General features: G+C 65.2%; 21 protein-coding genes. 8 read left to right on the top strand and 13 right to left on the bottom strand.

What is annotated here, in order from left to right:
* Window positions 1-32: 32 nt before the first annotated feature.
* The 5 genes from AC1RUR_RS10250 to coxB all read right to left on the bottom strand — a co-directional run bounded on the left by AC1RUR_RS10250 (window position 33) and on the right by coxB (window position 4413).
* Window positions 33-677, bottom strand: coding sequence for a cytochrome c oxidase assembly protein (locus tag AC1RUR_RS10250; RefSeq protein ID WP_492843417.1), 645 nt, complete (start codon window positions 675-677; stop codon window positions 33-35).
* A 5-nt stretch (window positions 678-682) separates the two neighbouring features.
* Window positions 683-859, bottom strand: a complete 177-nt coding sequence (locus AC1RUR_RS10255) for a cytochrome c oxidase system small membrane protein (protein WP_492843419.1) — start codon at window positions 857-859, stop codon at window positions 683-685.
* On the bottom strand, window positions 856-1800 hold the full coding sequence (locus tag AC1RUR_RS10260) for a heme o synthase (protein ID WP_492843421.1): 945 nt from the start codon (window positions 1798-1800) through the stop codon (window positions 856-858). The genes AC1RUR_RS10255 and AC1RUR_RS10260 overlap by 4 nt, the downstream gene beginning before the upstream one ends.
* A gap of 60 nt (window positions 1801-1860) precedes the next feature.
* Entirely contained in the window at window positions 1861-3486 is a 1626-nt protein-coding gene (gene ctaD / locus AC1RUR_RS10265; RefSeq protein WP_492843423.1) for a cytochrome c oxidase subunit I, read from the bottom strand.
* Between the two features lie 87 nt (window positions 3487-3573).
* On the bottom strand, window positions 3574-4413 hold the full coding sequence (coxB, locus tag AC1RUR_RS10270) for a cytochrome c oxidase subunit II (protein ID WP_492843425.1): 840 nt from the start codon (window positions 4411-4413) through the stop codon (window positions 3574-3576).
* 459 nt (window positions 4414-4872) lie between these two features.
* Here coxB and AC1RUR_RS10275 point away from each other — a divergent pair, with 459 nt between their 5' ends.
* The 4 genes from AC1RUR_RS10275 to AC1RUR_RS10290 all read left to right on the top strand — a co-directional run bounded on the left by AC1RUR_RS10275 (window position 4873) and on the right by AC1RUR_RS10290 (window position 8322).
* A complete protein-coding gene (locus AC1RUR_RS10275; RefSeq protein ID WP_492843427.1) occupies window positions 4873-5418 on the top strand; it encodes an invasion associated locus B family protein in 546 nt (181 codons plus the stop codon).
* 111 nt (window positions 5419-5529) lie between these two features.
* Complete coding sequence (gene tldD / locus AC1RUR_RS10280) at window positions 5530-6957, top strand: metalloprotease TldD (RefSeq protein WP_492843429.1); 1428 nt, start codon at window positions 5530-5532, stop codon at window positions 6955-6957.
* Window positions 6954-7730 (top strand): signal peptidase I, encoded by a 777-nt coding sequence (gene lepB / locus AC1RUR_RS10285; RefSeq protein WP_492843431.1) that lies wholly within the window; start codon window positions 6954-6956, stop codon window positions 7728-7730. Before tldD ends, lepB begins: the two co-directional genes overlap by 4 nt.
* A gap of 22 nt (window positions 7731-7752) precedes the next feature.
* Window positions 7753-8322, top strand: a complete 570-nt coding sequence (locus tag AC1RUR_RS10290) for a nucleotidyltransferase family protein (protein WP_492843433.1) — start codon at window positions 7753-7755, stop codon at window positions 8320-8322.
* 127 nt (window positions 8323-8449) lie between these two features.
* Here AC1RUR_RS10290 and AC1RUR_RS10295 read toward each other — a convergent pair whose 3' ends face one another.
* The 3 genes from AC1RUR_RS10295 to AC1RUR_RS10305 all read right to left on the bottom strand — a co-directional run bounded on the left by AC1RUR_RS10295 (window position 8450) and on the right by AC1RUR_RS10305 (window position 11105).
* The gene (locus tag AC1RUR_RS10295) at window positions 8450-9031 is read right to left on the bottom strand and encodes a PAN domain-containing protein (protein WP_492843435.1); all 582 of its coding nucleotides are present in this window, start codon (window positions 9029-9031) and stop codon (window positions 8450-8452) included.
* 109 nt (window positions 9032-9140) lie between these two features.
* Window positions 9141-10511, bottom strand: coding sequence for a glutamate--cysteine ligase (locus AC1RUR_RS10300; protein ID WP_492843437.1), 1371 nt, complete (start codon window positions 10509-10511; stop codon window positions 9141-9143).
* Between the two features lie 96 nt (window positions 10512-10607).
* Window positions 10608-11105, bottom strand: a complete 498-nt coding sequence (locus AC1RUR_RS10305) for a MarR family winged helix-turn-helix transcriptional regulator (RefSeq protein WP_492843439.1) — start codon at window positions 11103-11105, stop codon at window positions 10608-10610.
* 127 nt (window positions 11106-11232) lie between these two features.
* On the opposite strand from AC1RUR_RS10305, the gene gstA reads away from it, so the two are divergent.
* Together gstA and AC1RUR_RS10315 are read left to right on the top strand one after the other, a co-directional pair.
* Complete coding sequence (gstA, locus tag AC1RUR_RS10310; RefSeq protein WP_492843441.1) at window positions 11233-11847, top strand: glutathione transferase GstA; 615 nt, start codon at window positions 11233-11235, stop codon at window positions 11845-11847.
* A 225-nt stretch (window positions 11848-12072) separates the two neighbouring features.
* Window positions 12073-12372 carry a hypothetical protein gene (locus tag AC1RUR_RS10315; RefSeq protein WP_492843443.1) on the top strand — a complete coding sequence of 100 codons (300 nt, stop codon included), beginning with the start codon at window positions 12073-12075 and terminating at the stop codon, window positions 12370-12372.
* 488 nt (window positions 12373-12860) lie between these two features.
* Here AC1RUR_RS10315 and AC1RUR_RS10320 read toward each other — a convergent pair whose 3' ends face one another.
* The 4 genes from AC1RUR_RS10320 to AC1RUR_RS10335 all read right to left on the bottom strand — a co-directional run bounded on the left by AC1RUR_RS10320 (window position 12861) and on the right by AC1RUR_RS10335 (window position 18732).
* Window positions 12861-15074 carry an FAD-dependent oxidoreductase gene (locus AC1RUR_RS10320; protein ID WP_492843445.1) on the bottom strand — a complete coding sequence of 738 codons (2214 nt, stop codon included), beginning with the start codon at window positions 15072-15074 and terminating at the stop codon, window positions 12861-12863.
* A gap of 154 nt (window positions 15075-15228) precedes the next feature.
* Window positions 15229-16437: an acetyl-CoA C-acetyltransferase gene (locus tag AC1RUR_RS10325; RefSeq protein ID WP_492843447.1), complete on the bottom strand. Its 1209-nt coding sequence runs from the start codon at window positions 16435-16437 to the stop codon at window positions 15229-15231.
* A 69-nt stretch (window positions 16438-16506) separates the two neighbouring features.
* Window positions 16507-18297: an acyl-CoA dehydrogenase C-terminal domain-containing protein gene (locus AC1RUR_RS10330; RefSeq protein ID WP_492843449.1), complete on the bottom strand. Its 1791-nt coding sequence runs from the start codon at window positions 18295-18297 to the stop codon at window positions 16507-16509.
* A gap of 39 nt (window positions 18298-18336) precedes the next feature.
* Window positions 18337-18732 (bottom strand): nuclear transport factor 2-like protein, encoded by a 396-nt coding sequence (locus tag AC1RUR_RS10335; protein ID WP_492843451.1) that lies wholly within the window; start codon window positions 18730-18732, stop codon window positions 18337-18339.
* Between the two features lie 202 nt (window positions 18733-18934).
* On the opposite strand from AC1RUR_RS10335, the gene AC1RUR_RS10340 reads away from it, so the two are divergent.
* A complete protein-coding gene (locus AC1RUR_RS10340; RefSeq protein WP_492843453.1) occupies window positions 18935-19525 on the top strand; it encodes a PadR family transcriptional regulator in 591 nt (196 codons plus the stop codon).
* 9 nt (window positions 19526-19534) lie between these two features.
* Here AC1RUR_RS10340 and AC1RUR_RS10345 read toward each other — a convergent pair whose 3' ends face one another.
* Complete coding sequence (locus tag AC1RUR_RS10345; protein WP_492843892.1) at window positions 19535-19711, bottom strand: DUF2934 domain-containing protein; 177 nt, start codon at window positions 19709-19711, stop codon at window positions 19535-19537.
* A 277-nt stretch (window positions 19712-19988) separates the two neighbouring features.
* Here AC1RUR_RS10345 and AC1RUR_RS10350 point away from each other — a divergent pair, with 277 nt between their 5' ends.
* Window positions 19989-23423: a tetratricopeptide repeat protein gene (locus AC1RUR_RS10350; RefSeq protein ID WP_492843455.1), complete on the top strand. Its 3435-nt coding sequence runs from the start codon at window positions 19989-19991 to the stop codon at window positions 23421-23423.
* Window positions 23424-23573 lie beyond the last annotated feature (150 nt).

Consider the following 23573-nt stretch of genomic DNA (forward strand, 5'->3'; position numbering starts at 1 on the left):
TTGTTTCCAACCCTCGCGGCGTACGCCGGCGGTCAGAGATTTCCCTTGCGTTTGTCATCCTCGCCCGATGCCAGCGGCTTCACCACCGGATCCTTCACCGGATAGAACGTGTAGGACAGCGTGATCGTGTTCAGCCCGTCGTTCTCGTGGTCGTCGGCGATCGACGGATCGACATAGAACACGACCGGCATCTCGCGCTTCTCGCCAGGCGCCATGGTCTGCTCGGTGAAGCAGAAGCAGTTGATCTTCTGGAAGTAGGAGCCGACCGTCAGCGGCGCGACGTTGTAGGCGGCCTGACCGGCGGTGGTGCGCGCCGCCTGGTTGGTCACGGTGTAGAAGACGGTCACGACCTGGCCGATATTGACCTCGATCTCGTTCTGCTCCGGCACGAACTTCCAGGGCAGGCCGGGCGCGACGTTGGAATCGAAGCGCACCGCGATCTTGCGCGCGATCGGCCCTGTGGCCGGCGCCGAGGTCGCGACCTGGGTCGTGCCGTTGAAGCCGGTGGCGCGGCAGAACCAGTTGTAGAACGGCACCGCCGCGTAGGACGCGCCGACCATCAGCGCAACCACGCCGCCGCAGATCGAGGCGACCAGCACGTCACGGCCGAGGCCCTTACCGGCGCCTTTCCTGGCCGTCCGGCTCTGATCCCGCGATATGGTCGGCTCGTGATCCATCTTACCTACATCGGCCGGATTAGCACTGCCGGTCCCTTGACCATGGTGACGGCGAAGAACAGCACCACGAGCACGCCGAGCGCCAAAGCAATGGCAATGGAGCGCTGACGACGGCTCTTCTTCTGCGCCTCGGTGAGGACGATTCCATCTGGCTCGGGTTTGTCAGCCATCCCTGCGATCATGCGCCCCCAACCATCGGAGCAAGCGCCCGGAACACGACCTCTGCCAGCAGGGTCGCGAACAGCGCGAACAGATAAAGGATGGAGAAGGCAAACAGTTTTCGCGTGGCGCGCAGTGATTGGCTGCGCTCGCGGCGCAGATAGACGTTGATCGCGAGCACCAGCATGCCGGCGCCGAGGATCAGGGAGACGATGCCGTAGACGGCGTCGAAATAACCGAGCGCCCAGGGCGCGGCAGCGACCGCGATCAGCACGACGGTGTAGAGCAGGATCTGGAGACGCGTCGCATCGGGTCCGGCGACGTTGGGCAGCATCGGAATGCCGGCACGCGCGTAATCGTCGGAGCGGAACAGCGCCAGCGCCCAGAAATGCGGCGGCGTCCAGAAAAAGATGATGGCGAACAGCAGCAGCGGCTCGACGTCGACCGTGCCGGTCACGGCAGCCCAGGCCACCACCGGCGGCAGCGCGCCGGCAGCGCCGCCGATCACGATGTTCTGCGCGGTCCAGCGCTTCAGACCCATCGTGTAGATCACGACGTAGAAGAAGATGGTGAAGGCGAGCAGCGCGCCCGCGATCCAGTTGACGAGGATGCCGAGCGTCATCACCGAGAAGAAGGCGAGCGTCATGCCGAACGCCATCGCCTCGGGGCGGGTGATGCGGCCGCGCGGAATCGGCCGGTTGGCCGTGCGCGACATCTTGGCGTCGATGTCGCCTTCGAGCGCCATGTTGAGCGCACCGGAGGCGCCGGCGCCGACGGCGATGCAGAGCAGCGAGGTGATCGCCAGCACCCAGTGGAAGTGCCCGGGGGCCATCGCCATCCCGACCAGCGCGGTGAAGATCACCAGCGACATCACCCGCGGCTTGAGCAGCGCGAGATAGTCGCCAACCTCCGCTTCGGAGATGCGGGGATTGATGTCGATGGCGTTCTGGTCGAGGACGGACACTAAATCAACTCGCTTCGTTATGGAGCCGCGGCGCCCGTCACGGGCGCCGCGCAAGATGGCTTATTGCACGCGGGGCAGCACTTCGAACTGATGGAAGGGCGGCGGCGAGGGCAGCGTCCACTCCAGCGTGGTCGCGCCCGCACCCCACGGATTGTCGCCAGCCGGCACCTTTTTCGCGAAGGCGTCGATCACGCAGTAGAGGAAGATCAGCACGCCAAAGCCGGAAATGTAGGAGCCAACCGACGAGACCAGGTTCCAGCCCGCGAACGCGTCGGGATAGTCGACGTAGCGGCGCGGCATGCCCGACAGGCCGAGGAAGTGCTGCGGGAAGAACACCAGGTTCACGCCGATGAAGGTGACCCAGAAATGCAGCTTGGCGAGCCCTTCATTGTACATGTAGCCCGACATCTTCGGGAACCAGTAGTACCAGCCGGCGAAGATCCCGAACACCGCACCGAGCGACAGCACGTAGTGGAAGTGCGCGACGACGTAGTAGGTCTCCTGGAGCACGCGGTCGACGCCGGCATTCGCCAGCACGACGCCGGTGACGCCGCCGACCGTGAACAGGAAGATGAAGCCCACCGCCCAGATCATCGGGGCGCGGAATTCGATCGAGCCGCCCCACATCGTGGCGATCCAGGAGAAGATCTTCACGCCGGTCGGGACCGCGATGACCATCGTCGCGGCGACGAAATAGGCCTGCGTCGCCGAGGACATGCCGACCGTGTACATGTGGTGCGCCCACACCACGAAGCCGATGCCGCCGATCGCGACCATGGCGTAGGCCATGCCGAGATAGCCGAACACGGGCTTGCGCGAGAAGGTCGAGACGATCTGGCTGACCATGCCGAAGGCGGGCAGGATCAGGATGTACACCTCGGGGTGACCAAAGAACCAGAACAGATGCTGGAACAGCACGGGGTCGCCGCCGCCTTCCGGGTTGAAGAACGTCGTGCCGAAATTGCGGTCGGTGAGCAGCATCGTGATCGCGCCGGCGAGCACCGGCAGCGACAGCAGCAGCAGGAACACCGTCACCAGGATCGACCACACGAACAGCGGCATCTTGTGCAGGGTCATGCCCGGCGCGCGCATGTTGAAGATGGTGGTGATGAAGTTGATGGCGCCGAGGATCGACGAGGCGCCCGCCAGATGCAGCGACAGGATCGCGAAGTCGACGGCGGGGCCCGGATGGCCGGAGCTCGACAGCGGCACATACATGGTCCAGCCGGCGCCGACGCCGTTGGCACCCGGCTCGCCCTCGACGAAGGTCGACATCAAGAGCAGGGCGAAGGAGGCCGGCAGCAGCCAGAACGAGATGTTGTTCATGCGCGGGAACGCCATGTCGGGCGCGCCGATCATCAGCGGCACGAACCAGTTGCCGAAGCCGCCGATCATCGCCGGCATGACCATGAAGAAGATCATGATCAGGCCGTGAGAGGTCACGAACACATTGTAGGTGTGCGTCTCGTGGAAGATCTGCACGCCCGGATACATCAGCTCGGCACGGATCGCGACGGACATCGCGGCACCGATCACGCCGGCGATGACCGCGAAGATCAGGTACATCGTGCCGATGTCCTTGTGGTTGGTCGAATAGACGTAGCGCCGCCATCCGGTCGGATGGGCGTGCTCGTCATGTCCGTGGTCTTGCGCGTGATCGCCGTGTGCCGCTGCGCTCGTTGCCATTTTCAAATCCTGCCTTGCGTCCCATGCGGACCTTATGCGGTCCCGCCCGTTATGTCGCTTTCAGTCCCCTCGAGCCTCGCCCGGCGCTTACTGCGTCGGGCCGGCCGCGGAGGCGTAGGTGCTGGCGCCGCCGCTCGCGTATTTCTTCTTTGCCGTCTCGACCCAGGAGGCGAACTCCTTGTCTTCCACGACACGAATCGCGATCGGCATGAAGGCGTGATCCTTGCCGCAGAGCTCCGAGCACTGGCCGTAGAACATGCCGACCTTGGTGGCCTTGAACCAGGTCTCGTTCAGCCGCCCCGGAATGGCGTCGATCTTGACGCCGAAAGCCGGCAGCGCGAAGGCGTGGATGACGTCCGCGCCGGTCACCTGGACACGAATCACCTTGTTGACCGGCACCACCATCTCGTTGTCGACGCCGAGCAGGCGGGGCTGCTTGTCCTGGGCCATCAGCGAGTCGAACTCGAACTTGCCGTTATCGGGATAGGCATAGGACCAGTACCACTGCTTGCCGGTGGCCTTGATGGTCAGATCCGCCTTCGGCACGTCGAGCTCCAGGAACAGGAGGCGGAACGACGGCACCGAGATGCCGACCAGGATCAGCACCGGAACCAGCGTCCAGGCCACCTCGATCAGCGTGTTGTGGGTGGTCCGCGACGGCACCGGATTGGCCTTCGCGTTGAACTTGACAACCACGACCACCAGCAGCGCCAGAACGAACAGCGTAATCAGCGTGATGAGCACGAACAGGAAGTTGTGGAACCAGACGATGTTGTCCATCACCGGGGAACCGGATTCCTGAAGCGTCCATTCCCACGGCTTCGGCTGCCCAAGCTCCGCGAAGGCCGCCCCGCCCGTCGCCAGCGTCAGACCCGCCACGGCCAATCCCAGCAAGTGTCGGCCGACCCGGCCCATCGACATCCTCATGCCGTCGCGCTCCCCTTACGAAATCACCCCAAGTGCATTCCCCTATTTTTGGGAAACGCTTATTCGATCCGCCCGTCTGACAAACCGCCGCGCAAGAATACCTCTAAGAGGAATTGGGGCCAGATCGCTAGAACGCCGAAATCAAGCCTCTCAAACCATAATTCTTGATCTATCGCAATGCAGTCTTGAGCCCCCTCTGCCTGCGATCACCCGCAAGATATTTCCTAGTAAGATCAGACAAAAATACCGTTTCCCGGGATGGTGCGGCTTGACAGCGGAATTGCCCGTTGTAGGCACTTGCGAACGGCCGCACAGGAACCTGATTCGTGCCGGCGGTGGCGGCCTCGGCGGCGTGGAATTTGCTTGGGAATCGCCTTCAAGACGCCGTCATTCCCGTATCAGTCCGCCAGATTAGCCCACCAAGGGCGAGCGACCCAGGCGAGCAGAGGGACCGACCCGATGGGGTTTTCGAGAGGCGTGGCAAGGCGGGCTAAAAGGCAGGCTGGCGGCCTTACGATGCTGACGGCCCTGCTGGCGGCGGCCATCGTCATGGCGCTGCCGGGGCTCGCCCATGCGCAGGGCGCGGTGCGCTCCGTCCATGGCGACTGGCAGATCCGCTGCGACACCCCGCCGGGCGCCCAGACCGAGCAATGCGCGCTGATCCAGTCCGTGGTGGCCGAAGACCGTTCCAATGCCGGCCTGACCGTGATCGTGCTCAAGACGGCCGATCAGAAGAGCCGCCTGATGCGCGTGGTCGCCCCGCTCGGCGTCCTCTTGCCCTCCGGCCTCGGCCTCAAGCTCGACAACCAGGACGTCGGCCGCGCCGGCTTCGTCCGCTGCCTGCCCAATGGCTGCGTCGCCGAGGTCGTCATGGACGACAAGCTGCTCGGCCAGCTCCGCACCGCCAAGACCGCCACCTTCATCATCTTCGAGACCCCGGAAGAGGGGATTGGCTTCCCGCTCAGCCTGAACGGGCTCGGTGAGGGATATGACAAGTTGCCGTAGGCAGCCGGACCCGCGACGACCTATTGTTTCCGTAATGTGAGGCTTCGCGCCCTCGCGGAACCGGTCCGAAACCATTATCTTGCCCCAGATCTCCAGATAATGGACGGACACATGACCAACCCCGCCACGACCTCCCTGCTCGACCGCGCCAATCTCGACCGCGACCAGGTTCGCCACGAGGTCGCGCGCGGGCTTGCCGGTGCCGATGACGGCGAATTGTTTCTGGAGTACAGCCAGACCGAAGCGCTGATGTTCGACAATGGGCGGCTGAAGCAGGCGACTTACGATACCTCGCAGGGTTTTGGCCTGCGCGCCGTCAAGGACGATGCGGTCGGCTACGCCCATTCCTCCGACGTGTCGGTGCCGGCGCTGATTCGCGCCGCCGACGCGGTCGCCGCCGTGCGCGGCGGTTACTCCGGCAGTTTCGCGGCGCCGCCCGCGCATACCAACGTGCGGCTTTATAGTGACGACAATCCGCTCGATGCGCCGGGCTTCGAGACCAAGGTCAAGCTGCTGGCCGAGATCGACGCCTATCTGCGCGACAGGGATCCGCGGGTACGGCAGGTCAGCGTCAGCCTGGGCGCGACCTGGCAGGTGGTCGAGATCCTGCGGCCTGATGGCGAGAGCTATCGCGACATCCGTCCGCTCGTGCGCGTCAATATCTCCGTCGTCGCCGGTCAGGGCGACCGCCAGGAAAGCGGCAGCAAGGGCTATGGCGGCCGCGCCGGCTATGCCGAATTCATCGAGGCCAAGTCCTGGCGCGACGCCGCCGACGGCGCGCTGCGCGAGGCGCTGGTCAATCTGGAATCGATTCCCGCCCCCGCCGGCGAGATGGACGTCGTGCTCGGGGCCGGCTGGCCCGGCGTGATGCTGCATGAGGCGGTCGGCCACGGCCTCGAAGGCGATTTCAACCGCAAGAAGACCTCGGCGTTCGCCGGCCTGATGGGCCAGCAGGTCGCGGCCAAGGGTGTCACCGTGGTCGACGACGGCACCATTGCCTCGCGCCGCGGCTCGCTCTCGATCGACGACGAGGGCACGCCGACCAACCGCACCGTGCTGATCGAGGACGGCATCCTGGTCGGCTACATGCAGGACCGCCAGAACGCACGCCTGATGAACATGAAGCCGACCGGCAACGGCCGCCGCCAGGGCTATGCCCATGTGCCGATGCCGCGCATGACCAACACCTACATGCTCGCGGGCGACCGCGACCCGGCCGAGATTCTCGCCTCAGTGAAGAACGGCGTGTTCGCCGCGAATTTCGGCGGCGGTCAGGTCGACATCACCTCGGGCAAATACGTGTTCCAGTGCACCGAGGCCTACAAGATCGAAAACGGCAAGATCGGCGCGCCGCTGAAGGGCGCCATGCTGATCGGCAACGGGCCGACCGACCTGCATCGCATCCGCATGATCGGCAACGACCTCGCGCTCGACACCGGCATCGGCACCTGCGGCAAGAACGGCCAGGGCGTGCCTGTCGGCGTCGGCCAGCCGTCACTTCTGATGGAACGCATTACGGTGGGTGGAACGGGCGCATGAGTGTCGACAAGGTAACCGTCCCCGCCAAGCGGAAGAGCACCGGCTGGGGCGGGCAGCTCGTCCAGCTCGCCGGCATCGTCGCCGCGGTGTTCATCGCCAAGGGCGCGCTCGCCGAGCCGTTCTACGTGCCGTCGGGCTCGATGGAGCCGACGCTGCTGATCGGCGATGCCCTGCTCGCCTCGAAATTCCCCTATGGCTACGGCACCTCGTCGCTGCCGATCCAGATCAACCTGCCCGAGAGCGGCCGCGTGTTCGCAGAGACGCCGAAGCAGGGTGACGTCGTGGTGTTCCGCTGGCCCGGCGATCGCTCGCAGGCCTGGGTCAAACGCGTCGTGGGTCTGCCCGGCGACCGCATCCAGATGCGGCAGGGCCAGCTCTTCATCAACGACCGTCCCGCCGAGCTCAAGCCCGACGGCGTTGGCGCGGCCGAGGACGACAATGGCGGCAGCGAGCCCGCCTACCGCTATGTCGAGACGCTGCCGAACGGCGTCTCGCACCTGATCTTCAAGATGCGCGACAACGGCCCGCTCGACAACACGCAGGAAGTGACGGTCCCCGCCGGGCATCTCTTCGTGCTCGGCGACAACCGCGATAATTCCGCCGACAGCCGCGTGCCCTTACGCTCCGGTGGCGTCGGCATGTTGCCGATCGACAATCTGGTCGGACGCGCGGATGCCGTGCTCGGCTCCTGGGATCTCGGCATGCGCGGCCAGCCGGTGTGGACTTGGCTGTCCGGTTTCCGCCTGGCGCGGTTCTTCACCGCCGTGCATTGAGCGAAAGTCTCCTCACCTCACGATGAACCGCGACGAATTCCTTGCGCTCGCGCTGAGAAATCCCGTCAACGTTACGATCATCGACGAACTCGCCAGGCTTGGGTTGCCCGACGCATGGCTGGTCTCGGGTTGCCTGGTGCAGACGGCGTGGAACGCGCTCACGGGCCGCCCGCTCGATCACGGCATCGCCGATTACGACGTGTTCTATTTCGACGCCGACACCTCATGGGAGGCGGAGGATGCGGTGATCCGGAACGTGCATGCGCGGCTCGGGCATCTCGGCGTCAAGGTCGAGACGCGCAACCAGGCGCGCGTGCATTTGTGGTACCCGGGCAAGCACGGCCTGCCCTACCCGCCTCTGACGTGCTCGACGGATGGCATCGACCGCTTCCTCACGCAGAACACGCAAGTCGGTGTCAGGCGCGCGGGCAACGACTACGAGGTCTACGCGCCGCACGGCTTCGGCGATGTCGCGGGGCTGATTGCGCGACCCAATCCGGGGGCGAATTTTTCCGCGGCAAGTTACGCAGTGAAGGCCGCGCGATGGAAGGCGCTCTGGCCGGAGCTCACGGTGATTGCGGCGGACACGTAGCTCTCGTGTCCCGGACAAGGCGCATCGCAAAGCGATGCGGCGCAGAGCCGGGACCCAGCACCTCTGGGCCCCGGCTCAGCAGCGCACCACTACGTGGTGCGTTGCGCCCGGGGCACGAGAGGGAGCTCTACCGCACCACGCCCGACGTGAAGCCTGCCTTGCGGCGCGGCGGCTTGATTTCCTTTTTCAGGAAGCAGCGCGCCTCGCGGCCCGTGTAGCCGGGGCGGGCATAGGTGAAGGCGCGACACTTGTTGTCGGCGGTGCAGGCGGCCTTGCAGGCCTCTTCGCCTTCGCCGTCCTTGAGCTCGAAATTGCGCAAGTCGCCGCCGGGGCGATCGATCGAGGTTTCCACGCCTTCGACGCGCGGCTCGATCACGCCGGCGCCGCGCACACCGGAGATGCAGCAATTGCCCGGCACGCGCGCCGGCACCGTGTTCTTCAGCCAGCACACCGCAGAGGCGCCGTCGATGTCGGGATAGCTGAAGCTCCAGGAGCGACACTTGCGGTCGCGCTCGCAGAGCAGCGCGCAATCCTCGGGATCGCCCGACGTGATCGGCTGATTGAAATAGTCGCCGCCGGGCCTGTCGAACGCCGTCTGGGCCCGCGCAGGCACGCTCGCAATCACGAGCGAGAGCAGCGTGACGCACGCCACGACGCTCGCCAAGACCTTGGCCAAGACGACGGCCCCGGACAGGCGGCCCTTCCCCATCGGAACAGCTTTCGAGTTATTGACGATGCTCAGGTTTTTTCAGCCGGTCATTTGATCGCCGCAAACCTGTATGGGCGATGAACGGCTGAACCTCTGAGCGTCGGTCGATCTAGAAAGCGTATTCCGCGTAGGCCGGTTCCACGGAGCCCTGCCAGGGGCCGTTGAACTTCTCGAGCATTTCCTCCGCCGGCGTCCGGCCGGAATCGACGATGCGATCGAGCGGCTCCAGATGCCGCGTCTCGTCGCGGCCAAGCTGGTCGATCCGGCCGCGCCGGCGCAGGCCGGCATGTGCCAGAACGAGGCATTCCTTGGCGATCTCGAACAGATAGCGGTCCTTGATCCGCGCCTTGAAGCCGAAACGCGGCACGTCGTCGCGCAGGGCCTGGCGCTCGGACGCGGTCCAGTGCTTCACCATGTCCCATGCGGCATCAAGCGACACATCGTCATAGAGCAGCCCGACCCAGAACGCCGGCAGCGCAGGCAGCCGGCCCCACGGACCGCCGTCGGAGCCGCGCATCTCCAGATAACGCTTCAGCCGCACCTCCGGGAAGATCGTCGAGAGATGATTGGCCCAGTCCGACAATGTCGGCCGCTCGCCGGGAAGATTGTTGTTGCGGCCGTCGAAGAAGGCGCGGAACGAGGAGCCCGAGACGTCGATGTATTCCTCACCGCGCTTGACGAAATACATGGGCACGTCGAGCGCGTAGTCGACATAGCGCTCAAAACCCATGCCGTCCTCGAACGCCCAGGGCATCATGCCCGCGCGCGCATTGTCGGTGTCGCGCCAGATCTCCGAGCGGAAGGAGAGGAAGCCGTTCGGCTTGCCCTCGGTGAACGGCGAGTTTGCGAACAAGGCGGTCGCGACCGGCTGCAGCGCGAGCGAGACGCGCAGTTTCTTGACCATGTCGGCTTCCGAGGAGAAGTCGAGATTGGTCTGCACCGTGCAGGTCCGGTACATCATGTCGAGGCCGTACTGGCCGACCTTCGGCATGTAGTTGGTCATGATCTTGTAGCGCCCCTTGGGCATCACCGGAATGTCGGCGCGCGACCAGGACGGCGTCATGCCGAGCCCGAGAAAGCCGATGCCGAGCGGCGTTGCGATCTCGCGCACCTGCGCCAGATGCGCCATCAGCTCGCTCTGGGTCTGGTGCACGTTCTCGACCGGCGCACCGGAAAGCTCGAACTGTCCGCCCGGCTCGAGCGAGATCGCCCCGCCGCCGGTGACGTCGTAGAGGCCGATGATGTTGCCCTTCTCCATGATCGGCTCCCAGCCGAGCAGGAGCTTCATGCCCTCGAGCAGCGCGCCGATGCCGCGCGCGCCCTCGTAAGGCACCGGACGGTGGCCTTCGAGGGTGAACGGCGTCTTCTCGTGCTCGGTGCCCATGCGGAATTCGGACGGGTCCTTGCAGCCGGCCTCGAACCACGCGACGAGCTCGTCGCGCGATTGCAGCGGCGTCATATCGATCTGGTCTCGCGCCATATCAAACTCTAATCAATAGCGCTTCGACCGAATGCGCGGGTGACGGGATGGTCCGCGAACCCACTGGGCGCGCAGACGTGCTGGTTTGCCGCGCGATCATCGCGACGGCGTGCTTTCGTTAACGCTGACGACGGGCGGCAGCTTCATCTCGCCGCACGAGCAGCCCAGCCGGTCGAGCAGACCGCTGAGCTTGACGGCATCGGCATCGGACAATTTCGAGCCGACATATTTCTCGATCGCGGCGGAATAGGCGCTCCACATCCGCTTCTGCAACTCGCGGCCAGCTTCCGTGATCTCGACGAATTGGCCGCGCTTGTCGATCTTGCATTCGCGGCGCGAGGCAAGCCCCTCATCGACCAGGCGGTCGATCAGGCGCGAGGTGGAGTATTGCGGAATCAGCATCTGCCGTTCGAGTTCCACCGGCCGCAACTCGCCGGAGGGGGCGCGGGAGAGTTCGAGCAGCGCGTCGTACCAGGCCAGCGGCGGGAACCCCGCCTTCTTCAGGTCCTGCTCGACACAGTCGAGCACGCGGCTCTGCACCCGCATCAGGCGGATCCAGGCGGCAGTTGCCTCGGTCGATGGTTTGCGTTTCATGGTCCCGCTCAAACTCGTCGCCCGTCTCTTACCCCACTCGATGCACCTGCATCAATCTTGACTATTGCATGCAGGTGCATGTAGGCGTTCCTTTCGCCACAACCAAGCGTCAAGAGGAGGAAATTCCATGAAACTCTATTACTCGCCCGGCGCCTGCTCCCTGTCCCCCCACATCGCGCTCCTGGAAGCCGGCCTGCCCTACGAGCTGGTCAAGGTCGATATCCGGGCCAAGAAGCTCGAAAACGGTGAGGATTATCTGAAGGTAAATCCGAAGGGTCAGGTCCCCGCGCTGGGCCTCGACAGCGGTGAGATCGTGACCGAAGGCCCGGTGATTGTCCAGATGATCGCCGATCAGGCCTCGGCCAAGGCGCTGGCGCCGGCCCACGGCAGCTCCGAGCGCTACAAGCTGCTCGAATGGCTGAACTTCCTCACCTCGGAGGTGCACAAGAGCTTCGGCCCGATGTTCGCGCCGGCGTTGAACGATGAAGCCAAGGCGTTCTTCAAGGATCGCGTCATGGGCAAGCTGAAATACATCGACAGCCAGCTCGCCGGCCGCGACTACCTGATGGGCAAGCAGTTCACGGTTGCCGACGGCTATCTCTTCACGATGCTGACCTGGGGCGACCGGATGAAGTTCGACCTTTCGGCGATGCCCAACCTCACCGGCTACAAGGCCCGCGTCGCAGCGCGGCCGCAGGTGCAGGAAGCGCTGAAGAAGGAAGGGCTGCTCCAGGCCGCCTGAGCCTTGATTCCCAACGACACGCAAAAGGCCGGATCGAACATCCGGCCTTTTCTGTTTTCGCGCTTGGAACACATTGCCTTCAAGGCGAAGCTGCACTGCAGCAACGTGCCGGCAAACGAGGTTGTGAACAGAAGTTCACAATTCGTAAGCGGCTCTGTCTTGTTACTACCTGCCGAACGGGCAGATTAAGGTTGCAGACTAACGGCATTCGTATTGGAGTTGAACTTGACGATTGCCTTGTTCCTGGTTCTGGCAAGTGCGCTGGTTGGAATGGCGATCGGCTTGACGTTCAGGGTCTGGGCACTGATGCTGGCTTCGCCGCCAATCGCAATCTTTGCCGCGATGGTCCTGCGCTCCTCCGATTTCGGCCTCCTCGCAGGCGTGACCGTCATTGCCGCTTGCCTGGCCATTTGTCAGCTCGCCTATCTGGCCGCGACCTGCCTGCTGCACACACGGGAAATCTCAACTCATGACGAGATCGACGGCGAGCCAGGCGAGGAGCGCGAGCGCAAGATCCGCCGCTAGCACCAGCGACGCCAGCATTGCCCAAAACATCGGCCCCTTGCGTCGCAGACGCGCAAGCTTCTGCATTGGCATATGGCGTCCCGGCGCGGGTGCAACGGCGTATTTCCCGGCGGCATCGCGATCGAGTGCGGTCTTCCGCAGCACCAAAGAGTTCATCGAGGACGCTCTCTTCTTTCGTCTTCAACCTGCCGATGGATCGATCGGCGGAACGATCGGCAAGTGTCCAACAGGGTCGATTGCCAAGCTCACGACCCTACCACGAGCAAGAGTAGTGCCAAGGCCAAGCAAAAGAACGGCGCCGCTTTGGCACGCCCATGACAATTGCGCGACAGGGCGGCACCGAAACTGTGGCATGCCTCTCGATACGGATCCTATGATCGGTTCCACAAACTGAAAGATCGTGGCGCAACCTTGCCTGGACATAAGAAAGGCCGGATCGATGATCCGGCCTTTCTCGCTCTCACGAATGGGTGCGACCTCAAGCTGCCTTAAGCAGCCGCCTTCTTCGGCGCGAAGCGGCCGTAGAAGGTTTCGCCCTTTGCCGCCATCTCTTCGAGCAGCTTCGGCGGCGTGAAGCGCGAGCCGTATTTCGCTTCCAGCTTGTGGCAGAGCTCGACGAACTTTTTCGTGCCCATGAAGTCGATGTAGGACAGCGTGCCGCCGGTGAACGGCGCAAAGCCGAAGCCGAGAATCGAGCCGACGTCCGCTTCGCGCGGATCGGTGATGACGTGATCCTCCACCGTGCGCGCGGCTTCCACCGCCTGCACCACCAGGAAGCGCTGCTTCAGCTCCTCGACGTCGAGCGTGTCAGGGTCGAGCTGCTTCGGCTGCAGCGCCGAGAGGCCCGGCCACAGGCTCTTCGAGCCCTTGCCCTTCTCGGGATAGTCGTAGAAGCCCTTGCTGTTCTTGCGGCCGAGGCGGCCCTGCTTCTCGACCAGCTCCACCATCAGCTTCTTCTGATCGGGGTTGATGGCGTTCGGGCCGAGATCGGCTTCCGTCGCCTTCATGATCTTGAGGCCGAGGTCGAGCGCGACTTCGTCAGACAGCGAGAGCGGGCCGACCGGCATGCCGGCCATCTTGGCGCAGTTCTCGATCATCGCAGGCGGCACGCCTTCGAGGAACATCTCGTTGCCTTCGGCGACGTAACGGCCGACGCAGCGGTTGGCGAAGAAGCCTCTGGAGTCGTTGACCACGATCGGCGTCTTGCCGATCTGCCGGACGTAATCCAGCGCGGTCGCGAGCGCGACATCGCCGGTGTTCTTGCCCTTGATGATCTCGACCAACATCATCTTCTCGACCGGCGAGAAGAAATGGATGCCGACGAACTTGCCCTGGTCCTTGAAGCCCTCGGCCAGCGAGGTGATCGGCAGCGTCGAAGTGTTCGAGGCGAAAATCACGTCCGGCTTGAGGTATTCCTGCGCCTTGGCGAACGTCTCCGCCTTGACCTTGCGGTCCTCGAACACGGCCTCGATGACGAGGTCGACATCCTTCAGCGCGGCATAGTCGGCGGTCGGCGTGATGCGGGCGAGCAGCGCTTCGGCATCCGCGGGCTTGGCGCGGCCCTTCTTGATCTGCTCTTCGATCACCTTCTGCGCATGCGCCTTGCCCTTGTCGGCGCTCTCCTGGTCGCGGTCGATCAGGACGACGTCGAGGCCGGCCCGGGCCGAGACGTAGCCGACGCTCGCGCCCATGAAGCCGGCGCCGATCACGGCGATCTTCTTCACCTTGGTTGCGGGCACGTCCTTCGGACGGCGCGCCCCCTTGTTGAGCTCCTGCATCGACAGGAACAGGCTGCGGATCATCGCAGCCGCTTCCTTCGAGCGCAGCACCGAGGTGAAGTAGCGCGACTCGACGCGCAGCGCGGCGTCGATCGGCAACTGGAGGCCTTCATAGACGCAGCTCATGATGGCGCGCGCGGCCGGATAATTGTCGTAGGTCTCGCGGCGGTAGATCGCGTTGCCGGCGGGGAACATCATCATGCCGGCCTTGGAGAACACCGGGCCGCCGGGCAGCTTGAAGCCCTTCTCGTCCCACGGCGCGACGGCCTTGCCACCGCCCTTGATCCAGTCCTTCGCTGCCTTGACGAGATCGGCAGCGGGAACGACGGCGTGAATCAGGTTCAGCGCCTTGGCCTTCTCGACCGTGACGGGATCGCCCTTGAGCAGGATGGTCATGGCGTCCTGCGGCGGCACCAGGCGCGGCACGCGCTGCGTTCCGCCGGCGCCGGGGAACAGGCCGACCTTGACCTCGGGCAGGCCGAGGCGCGTCTTGGGATTCTCCGCGGCCACGCGATAGTGGCAGCACAGCGTGATCTCGAAACCGCCGCCGAGCGCGAGGCCGTTGATCGCGGCCGCCCAAGGCTTGCCTGATGTTTCGATCGAGCGCAGCACCAGCGAGAAGCGGCGGCTCTGGTCGAACAGCATCTGGTTCGCCGCGGTCTCGCCCTGCTCCTTGAACACCTTGGCGTAGGCCTGGTTCATGCCTTCGAGCATGGACAGATCGGCGCCGGCGCAGAACGCCTCCTTGGCGGAGGTGATGACGACACCCTTCACCGCTGCATCGGCCGTCGTCGCCTTGACGATCGCGTCGAGTTCGTTGGTCGAGGTTTCGTCGAGCACGTTCATCGAACGGCCCGGGATGTCCCAGGTGACGAGCGCGATGCCGTCAGCGTCGGTCTCAACCTTGAAATTCTTGTAAGCCATGTTGGTTGCTCCTCGATGCCGCTGCCGATGTCAGGCGCGGCGGTTGATGGTGATCTCGTAGGGTGGGCAAAGGCGCTGTTGCGCCGTGCCCACCATCATTCGCGGAGACAGCAGCGGTGGGCACGCTTCGCTTTGCCCACCCTACGGCAGCTCGTTACACGCGCTCGATGATGGTCGCGGTGCCCATGCCGCCGCCGATGCACAGCGTCACCAGGGCGGTGGACTTGTTGGTGCGCTCGAGCTCGTCGAGCACGGTGCCGAGGATCATCGCACCGGTCGCGCCGAGCGGATGGCCAAGCGCGATCGCACCGCCATTGACGTTGATCTTGGCGTTGTCGATGTCGAAGGCCTGGATGTAGCGCAGCACGACCGAGGCGAAAGCCTCGTTGAGCTCGAACAGGTCGATGTCCGACTTCTTCATGCCGGAGCGCGCGAACAGCTTTTCGGTGACGTCGACCGGGCCGGTCAGCATCATCGCGGGCTCGGAGCCGATATTCGCAAACGCGCGAATCTTGGCGCGCGGCTTGAGGCCATACTTGCTGCCCGCTTCCCTGCTGCCGAGCAGCACGGCGCCGGCGCCGTCGACGATGCCCGAGGAGTTGCCGGCGTGGTGCACGTAGTTGACGCGCTCGATTTCGGGGTGCGACTGCACGGCAACGCCGTCGAAGCCGCCCATCTGCGCCATCATCGTGAATGACGGCTGGAGCTGGGCCAGCGACTGCATCGTCGTCGAGGGGCGCATGTGCTCGTCCTTGGCGAGGATGGTGAGGCCGTTGATGTCCTTCACCGGGATGATCGACTTGTCGAAGCGGCCTTCATCCCAGGACTTCGCCGCACGCTGCTGGCTCTGCACCGCATAAGCGTCGACGTCGTCCCGCGAGAAGCCGTATTTGGTCGCGATCAGATCGGCCGACACGCCCTGCGGCATGAAATACGCCGGCACTGCCATCGACGGATCCATCGGCCAAGCGCCGCCGGAGGCGCCGATGCCGACGCGGCTCATCGATTCGGCGCCGCCGCCGATCACGAGCTCATGCTGGCCGCTCATCACCTGGGCCGCGGCAAAGTTCACGGCATCGAGGCCTGAAGCACAGAAGCGGCTGATCTGTACGCCGGGCACGGCTTCGCCGAGGCCCGCCTTCAGCGCGGCGAAGCGCGCGATGTCGGAGCCGGCTTCACCGACGGGATCGACCACGCCGAGCACGACGTCGTCGACGGAATCCTCGGGAAGGTTGTTGCGGTCCTTCAACGCCTTGAGCGGCACGGTGGCGAGCGCGAGCGCGGTCACCTCGTGCAGCGCGCCGTCGGCCTTGCCGCGGCCACGCGGGGTTCGGACGTGGTCGTAGATATAGGCATCTGCCATGGGAGCCTCCTGATTGCAGTATTGGTTACGACCGCGGCGCGATCGGGATTATCTGGGAAGCGAAAATTCTCAGAACGCTTCCGCCGGCAATTCCATGATGGTAGCGGAGCCGGCCTGGATGCGGGCGAGATTGGCCGCGGTTTCCGGCAGCATCCGCTCCATGAAGAAGCGGCCGGTGACGAGCTTGGTCGAGAGATAGGGCGTCGCCCCGCTCTCGGCAATCTTGGCATTCGTCACCTTCGCCATCTTCGCCCACATATAGCCGAGCGCAACGAAGCCGAAGAGATGCAGATAATCGGTTGCGGCAGCGCCGGCATTGTCCGGCTTCATCATCGCGTTCTGCATCAGCCAGGTGGTGGCCTGCTGGAGATGGCCGAGCGAAGCCGAGAGCGGGGTGATGAAAGGCTTCAGCGCCTCGTCGCCGCCGTTCTCCTTGGCGAAGGCCATGACCTCGCCGAAGAACGCCATGATGGCGCGGCCGCCGTCGCGCGGCAGCTTGCGGCCGACGAGGTCGAGCGCCTGGATGCCGTTGGCGCCTTCATAGATCATCGCGATACGCGCATCGCGCACGAACTGCTCCATGCCCTGCTCGGCGATGTAGCCGTGGCCGCCATACATCTGCTGGGCCTGCACCGCGTTGGCGAAGCCGTAATCAGTGAGGAAGCCCTTCAGCACCGGCGTCATCAGGCCCATGTGATCGTCGGCGGCCTGGCGGTCCTTGGGATCCTCCGAGCGGTGGGCGACGTCGCTCTTCAGCGCGGTCCACATCACGAAGGCGCGCGCGGCCTCGTTGAAGGCGCGGATCGACAGCAGCGTGCGGCGCACGTCGGGATGCACGATGATCGGGTCGGCCTGCTTGTCCGGCGCCTTGGCGCCGGTCAGCGAACGGCCCTGGATGCGCTCGCGGGCATAGGCGACGGCGTTCTGATAGGCGACCTCGGACTGCGCGAGGCCCTGCACGGCGACGCCGAGGCGGGCCTCGTTCATCATCACGAACATGCCCTGCATGCCCTTGTTCTCTTCGCCGATCAGCCAGCCGGTGGCGCTGTCGTAGTTCATCACGCAGGTGGAATTGCCGTGGATGCCCATCTTGTGCTCGATCGAGCCGCAGACCACGCCGTTGCGCTGCCCCACCGAACCGTCGGCATTGACCAGGAACTTCGGCACCACGAACAGCGAGACGCCCTTGATGCCGGCGGGTGCGCCCTCGATGCGGGCGAGCACGAGGTGAATGATGTTGTCCGCGAGGTCATGCTCGCCGGCCGAGATGAAGATCTTGGTGCCCGTGATCTTGAAGCTGCCGTCGGGCTGACGCACCGCCTTGGTGCGGAGCATGCCGAGATCGGTGCCGCAATGCGGCTCGGTCAGGTTCATGGTGCCGGTCCACTCGCCGGCGACCATCTTCGGCACGTAGGTCTTCTTCTGCTCCGGCGAGCCATGAACGATCAGCGCCGCGGTCGCGCCCATGGTGAGGCCGCCATACATCGAGAACGCCATGTTGGCGGAGATCTGGAATTCGTTGACGGCCTGGCTGAGCGTCACCGGCAGGCCCTGGCCGCCGAACTCGGTCGGCGCCGACAGACCAAGCCAGCCGCCTTCGACGACCTGCTTGAACGCGTCCTTGAAGCCCTTCGGCGTGGTGACGCTGCCGTCATCGGCGCGCTTGCATCCCTCGAGATCGCCCACGCGATTCAGCGGCTGCAGCACCTCCTCGGCGAGCTTGGCGGCTTCGCCCAGGATCGCCTCGCGCACGTCGCTCGACGCATCGGAGAAGCCGGCGAGATTGTCGTAGCGGTCGATCTGGAAGACGTCGTTGAGCAGGAAGTTCACGTCTTCGACGGGGGCTTTATAGATCGGCATGGTGGTCTCCCGGCATGGGCGTTGAAGTGGTGGAATTCGCTATGACTGGGCGGCAAGCTGCTCCGCCATCAGGCGGTGCAGCATGTTGATCGCCTTGAGCGGACGCACCATCACCTTGAAATGCGTGATGCGTCCCTCGGGATCGAAGCTGATGATGTCGACGCCGTTGATCTCGATGCCGTCGATGATGGCCTTGAATTCGAGCACGGCGCCGCTCTCGCTTCGCCACTCGCCGACATAGGTGAAGCCGGGACCGCCGAGCACCTTTTCGGCGCCGGAGAGGTATTTGAAGGTGATGTCGCGGCCGCGCTGGGGGGAATGCACCACAGGGCTTTCGAACACGGCATCGGGATGAAGCAGGTCCCAGAGCGCCTTGCGGGCTTGAGCGCGGTCATGGGACTTCATGTAGCCGTACCAGGAGTCGAGGCCGGTCATTCTCAGGTGCCTCCCTAAAGGCCTGGGCAAAAAAACCAGAAAACAACCCCATGCACAGTAGCGAAGAGGTTGATTTTGCTGAATCTTCGGGGCGGGTCTTGTGGCCCGATCCGAAGCTGCCTCATATGCATATTGACGCATATGCGCAGATACGCATAAAGTCAAGCAGGTTGGTCAAGATCGAATACGAAGGAGGCCAGTCATGGCACTGGGCGACGCAATCCTCGCATGCCTGACCGAACGTCCGATGACGGGTTACGAGCTCGCCAAGACGTTCGATTCCTCGATCGGCTTCTTCTGGAAGGCCGACCACCAGCAGATCTATCGCGAACTCTCCAAGCTGCGCGACCGCGGTTACATCCAGGGCCGCGAGGTCGTGCAATCCGGCAAGCCCAACAAGCTGGTTTATACGCTTACCCCCGAGGGTAGAACAGCGCTGCGGCACTGGGCCGCGCGGCCAAGCACGCCCGCCTCGACCAAGGACGACCTGCTGGTCCGGCTGCATGCGCTCGACAGCATCGACATCGAGCCGCTGCGGACCGATCTGATGGCCCGCCTGGAGCACCACCGCGACCGCCACGCCAATTATGAGCGGATTCTGAAAAAGCGTTTCCCGGACGGCACGGCCGAGGGCCGGCTCGATCTTGGCAACCTGCTCCTGCTTCGCCTCGGCGCCCGCCACGAGCAGATGGTGGCCGATTTCTGCGAAGAGGCACTCGCGGCACTGTCGACGATGAGCGGCAAGGGCACGGTGGTGCCGCTGGAGGACGGCAAGCGCGAGGGCAAGGGCTGACGGGGCCCGCTAGACCGGCAAATTGTCGGTCATTCCGGGCGGGACCTCGCCTTTCTCCGAGCGTTCGGCCAAAAGCTCCTTTTCAGCCGCATACCAGAACGTATCCATTTTCCCGCTGGGCTCGCCGGCACTTTTCCAGATCTCATAGGCGCGCTCGCGGACATCTTCTTCGGTCAGACCTGCCATCTTGAGCCATCCTTCGTTGCTGAAGTTCCAAGCTGCCAGCACGCTGAGAGTTCCTGGCAAGGCGAGATTCCGATCGCCATCCGACGGGCGGGGAGGCCGCCGGCCGCCCAATTTTAAGACATCGGCAACGCGTTCCTTAACCCGTTATTTACCGTAACAGGAAAAAGTCGGTTTTCGAGGCAGACGACCCGCGCCGAATTCGATTGTCTTGCAACCGGCACGCGTGGGGAGACTGGAGGCGCCGGGTGGGGCGCCGGAGTCGGAACCGGACAGAGTCATGAATTCGCGCGTATCGTGGAGTGTTGACGGCATCGATCCCTCCGTCCGGGAGCGGGCCGAAGCTGCTGCGCGCAGAGCCGGCATGTCGCTCAACGACTGGCTGAACTCCACGCTCGGCGAGACTGCCCCGCCAAACTTTCGCGGACCTTACGACCAGCGTCCGCAACACATGCCGAGCCAGCCACCGGCTCAACAGGCACCGAGCCAGGAGAGTCGCGAAGTCGCCGACATCCACCAGCGGCTCGACGCGATCACCCAGCAGATCGAGCGGATTTCGAAGCCCGCACCGCGTCCGGAAGTCTCGCGCGAGCAGGGCGTCGCACGCCAGCTCAACGATGCGATCTCGCGGCTCGATGCGCGCCTGTCGCAAATCTCAAAGCCGCAGCAGCTTCAGCCGCAGCCGCCTCAGGCACCGCGTCCCGCGCCCGCCGAGACGCGCCAGCGCCAGGCCGACGCGGTCGAGCGCGCGGCAGCCCAGGTCTATCGCAGCTCGCCGCCCCTGAGCCCCGCCTCGTTCGACGTCGCCGTCGCCGAGATCACCGCGCGGCAGAGCGAGCTCGACGGCTTTACGCCGAGGCAAATGCCGCCGCGCGCCGCGCCGTCGATTGCGCCCACGGCCGCCCCTTACGCGCCGCCAATGGCACCGATGGCGCCGCCCGCGCCTGCCTACGCTCCGCCGCCCCCGCAGCCGGGGCCGGATTTCTCGTCGCTCGAGCGCCATCTGCTCAAGATCACGAGCCAGATCGAATCGCTGCAGCGCCCCGACAATACCGAGCAGGCGATCAACGGCTTCCGCGCCGAGCTTGCCGAGATCCGCAACGCCATCACCGAGGCGATGCCGCGCCGCGCGATCGAATCGATCGAGAACGAGATCCGCTCGCTGCACCGTCGCATCGACGAGACCCGCTCGTCCGGCACCGACGCCCAGGTCCTGTCAGGCATCGAACATGCGCTGTCCGACATCAAGCAGGTGCTGCGCACGCTGACGCCGGCCGAGCAGCTCACCGGCTATGACGAGGCGATCCGCAATCTCGGCGCCAAGCTCGACCTGATCCTGCGCGCCAATGACGATCCGTCGACGGTGCGCCAGCTCGAAGGCGCGATCTCGGCGCTGCGCGGCATCGTCTCCAACGTCGCCTCCAACGAAGCGCTGGCGCGGCTTTCCGAAGACGTGCAGCTGCTGTCGTCCAAGGTCGACCAGGTCACCCGCTCGTCCGGCCAAGGCGACAGCTTTGCCGTGCTCGAGCAGCGCATCGCGGCGCTCACCGCCGCGCTGGAATCGCGCGAGCGGCCTCAGCCTGCCGAGAGCAACGAGCATCTCGAAGCCGCCATCCGCGCACTGTCGGATCGTTTCGACCGCATGCAGGTCGGCAGCGATTCGGCCTCGACCTTTGCGCATCTCGAACAGCGCGTCTCCTATCTGCTGGAGCGGATCGAGGCCGCCTCCGATCCGCGGAACGGCAATCTGAGCCGCGTCGAGGACGGCCTGCACGACATCCTGCGGCATCTGGAACGGCAGCAGGCGACGTATTCGGCCCTCGCCGAGAGCCGCAATTCGGCGCCGGCGCCCGATTCCGGCATGGTCGATCTCGTCAAGCGCGAGCTCTCCGACATCCGCTTCAGCCAGGCCGAGACCACCCGCAACACCCAGGACTCGCTCGAAGCCGTTCACAATGCGCTCGGCCACGTCGTCGATCGCCTCTCGATGATCGAGGGCGATCTGCGCGCGGTGCGCACCGCGCCGCCGGCCCCCCCGCCGCAGCCGATGCCGATGGCTGCGCCCATGGAGCCCGCGCCGATGGCGCGCGAGCCTCGGCCGCAGCAACAGCCGCCGAAATACGATCCGAAGCCTGAGCTGCCGAATCCGGCCGCCATGCAACAACCGGCGCAGGCTGGCTTCGCAGCCGCGCCGCGCGAATTCCACGCTGCCGCTGCACCGGCCGCGCCGCCGCCAGTCCCGATGGCGCCGCAAGCCGCACCACCCTTGCCGCCGCGCGCGATCAGCGAAATCCTCGAGCCGCATACCGCGCCCGCGCGCAGTGCGCTCGCGCCGGAACTGCCGCCGGACCATCCGCTCGAGCCGGGCACGCGGCCGGGTGGACGCGTCGCCACGCCGTCGGAGCGCATTGCCGCCTCCGAAAGCGCGATCAGCGAAATCCCCGCCGCGCCGAAAGAGCCGGTGTCGTCGTCGAGCTTCATCGCCGCCGCACGCCGCGCGGCGCAAGCCGCCGCTGCGCAGCCGCCCGAGAAGCCGGCGCGTGGCGCCAAGGCCGCAATCGCCCGCGCCAAGGACAAGGGCCAGGAAGGCGCCTCGACCATCACCTCGAAAATCCGCTCGCTGCTGGTCGGCGCGAGCGTGGTCGTGATCGTGCTCGGCACCTTCAAGATGGCGATGAACCTGCTCGATGGCGGCAGCCCGCCGCCGGCGCCGCAGGCGATGGAGAATACGTCGAGCGAGCCCGCGCCGCGGGCCCCGCCGCCGCCGGTCGAGATCAAGCCCGCCGCGCCGGAGCAGGTCACGCCGTCGATGACCTCGCCGACGCCGATCGGAAAGCAGTCGCAGAACAATGCCGCGACGGGCCCGAGCGGCACCGCCTCAGTCGAAATCCCGCAGACCCCGGCCGCTGCACCAACCCCGCCTGCGACGTCGAACGACGTCACCGGCGCGTTGTCCGGCACGAGCCGCGCGCGGCTCAGCATGGTGCAGGTGCCGCCGAGCGAAAAGCTGCCCGACGCGATCGGCGGCCCGGCCTTGCGCACCGCCGCGATGAAGGGCGATGCAACCGCCGCCTACGAGATCGGCGTGCGCTTTGCCGAGGGCAAGGGCGTTGCCGCCAACTACGACGAAGCTGCGAAATGGTACGACCGCGCGGCGCAGGCCGGCGTGGTGCCCGCGACCTTCCGCCTCGGCACGCTTTATGAAAAGGGCCTCGGCGTGAAGAAGGACGCCGACATCGCCCGCCGCTACTACACGCAGGCCGCCGAGCGCGGCAACGCCAAGGCGATGCACAATCTCGCGGTGCTCGATGCCGACGGCGGCGGACGCGGCGCCAACTACAAGAGCGCGGCGCAGTGGTTCCGGAAAGCGGCCGATCGCGGCGTCGCCGACAGCCAGTTCAATCTCGGCATCCTCTATGCCCGCGGCATCGGCGTCGAGCAGAACCTCGCCGAGTCCTACAAATGGTTCAGCCTGGCAGCCGCCCAGGGCGACGCGGATGCGTCCGGCAAGCGCGACGACGTGGCGAAGCGCCTCGATCCGCAATCGCTCGCCGCCGCCAAGCTCGCGATCCAGACCTTCAGCGCCGAGCCGCAGCCCGACGATGCGGTCAACGTTCCCGCCCCCAACGGCGGCTGGGACAACGCCCCGCAAGCGAACGCCAAGCCCGCGCCGAAGCCGGTTGCGAGCAAGAAGTCGGCGTCAGCGGTGCGTTAAGAACGGTCGCTCAGTCGCCTCTGACGACGAATTTCTCCTAGTCGTCCCGGCGAAGGCCGGGACCCATACCGCGTGATCTGCCAAGTATGGTCGGCAGGAGAACCAAGCGACTGATCTTCGCCAAACTACTCCCTGGGGTTATGGGTCCCG

The organism is Bradyrhizobium sp. GW821-FHT12B03 (assembly GCF_058807535.1).

Coding starts and splice junctions, on each gene's coding strand:
- AC1RUR_RS10255 (WP_492843419.1), bottom strand. CDS start 859: ATGATCGCAGGGATGGCTGACAAACCCGAGCCAGATGGAATCGTCCTC.
- AC1RUR_RS10345 (WP_492843892.1), bottom strand. CDS start 19,711: ATGGCAGGTCTGACCGAAGAAGATGTCCGCGAGCGCGCCTATGAGATC.
- gstA (WP_492843441.1), top strand. CDS start 11,233: ATGAAACTCTATTACTCGCCCGGCGCCTGCTCCCTGTCCCCCCACATC.
- coxB (WP_492843425.1), bottom strand. CDS start 4,413: ATGAGGATGTCGATGGGCCGGGTCGGCCGACACTTGCTGGGATTGGCC.
- AC1RUR_RS10250 (WP_492843417.1), bottom strand. CDS start 677: ATGGATCACGAGCCGACCATATCGCGGGATCAGAGCCGGACGGCCAGG.
- AC1RUR_RS10300 (WP_492843437.1), bottom strand. CDS start 10,511: ATGGCGCGAGACCAGATCGATATGACGCCGCTGCAATCGCGCGACGAG.
- AC1RUR_RS10295 (WP_492843435.1), bottom strand. CDS start 9,031: ATGGGGAAGGGCCGCCTGTCCGGGGCCGTCGTCTTGGCCAAGGTCTTG.
- ctaD (WP_492843423.1), bottom strand. CDS start 3,486: ATGGCAACGAGCGCAGCGGCACACGGCGATCACGCGCAAGACCACGGA.
- AC1RUR_RS10275 (WP_492843427.1), top strand. CDS start 4,873: ATGGGGTTTTCGAGAGGCGTGGCAAGGCGGGCTAAAAGGCAGGCTGGC.
- AC1RUR_RS10350 (WP_492843455.1), top strand. CDS start 19,989: ATGAATTCGCGCGTATCGTGGAGTGTTGACGGCATCGATCCCTCCGTC.
- tldD (WP_492843429.1), top strand. CDS start 5,530: ATGACCAACCCCGCCACGACCTCCCTGCTCGACCGCGCCAATCTCGAC.
- AC1RUR_RS10290 (WP_492843433.1), top strand. CDS start 7,753: ATGAACCGCGACGAATTCCTTGCGCTCGCGCTGAGAAATCCCGTCAAC.
- lepB (WP_492843431.1), top strand. CDS start 6,954: ATGAGTGTCGACAAGGTAACCGTCCCCGCCAAGCGGAAGAGCACCGGC.
- AC1RUR_RS10320 (WP_492843445.1), bottom strand. CDS start 15,074: ATGGCTTACAAGAATTTCAAGGTTGAGACCGACGCTGACGGCATCGCG.
- AC1RUR_RS10305 (WP_492843439.1), bottom strand. CDS start 11,105: ATGAAACGCAAACCATCGACCGAGGCAACTGCCGCCTGGATCCGCCTG.
- AC1RUR_RS10335 (WP_492843451.1), bottom strand. CDS start 18,732: ATGACCGGCCTCGACTCCTGGTACGGCTACATGAAGTCCCATGACCGC.
- AC1RUR_RS10340 (WP_492843453.1), top strand. CDS start 18,935: ATGGCACTGGGCGACGCAATCCTCGCATGCCTGACCGAACGTCCGATG.
- AC1RUR_RS10325 (WP_492843447.1), bottom strand. CDS start 16,437: ATGGCAGATGCCTATATCTACGACCACGTCCGAACCCCGCGTGGCCGC.
- AC1RUR_RS10330 (WP_492843449.1), bottom strand. CDS start 18,297: ATGCCGATCTATAAAGCCCCCGTCGAAGACGTGAACTTCCTGCTCAAC.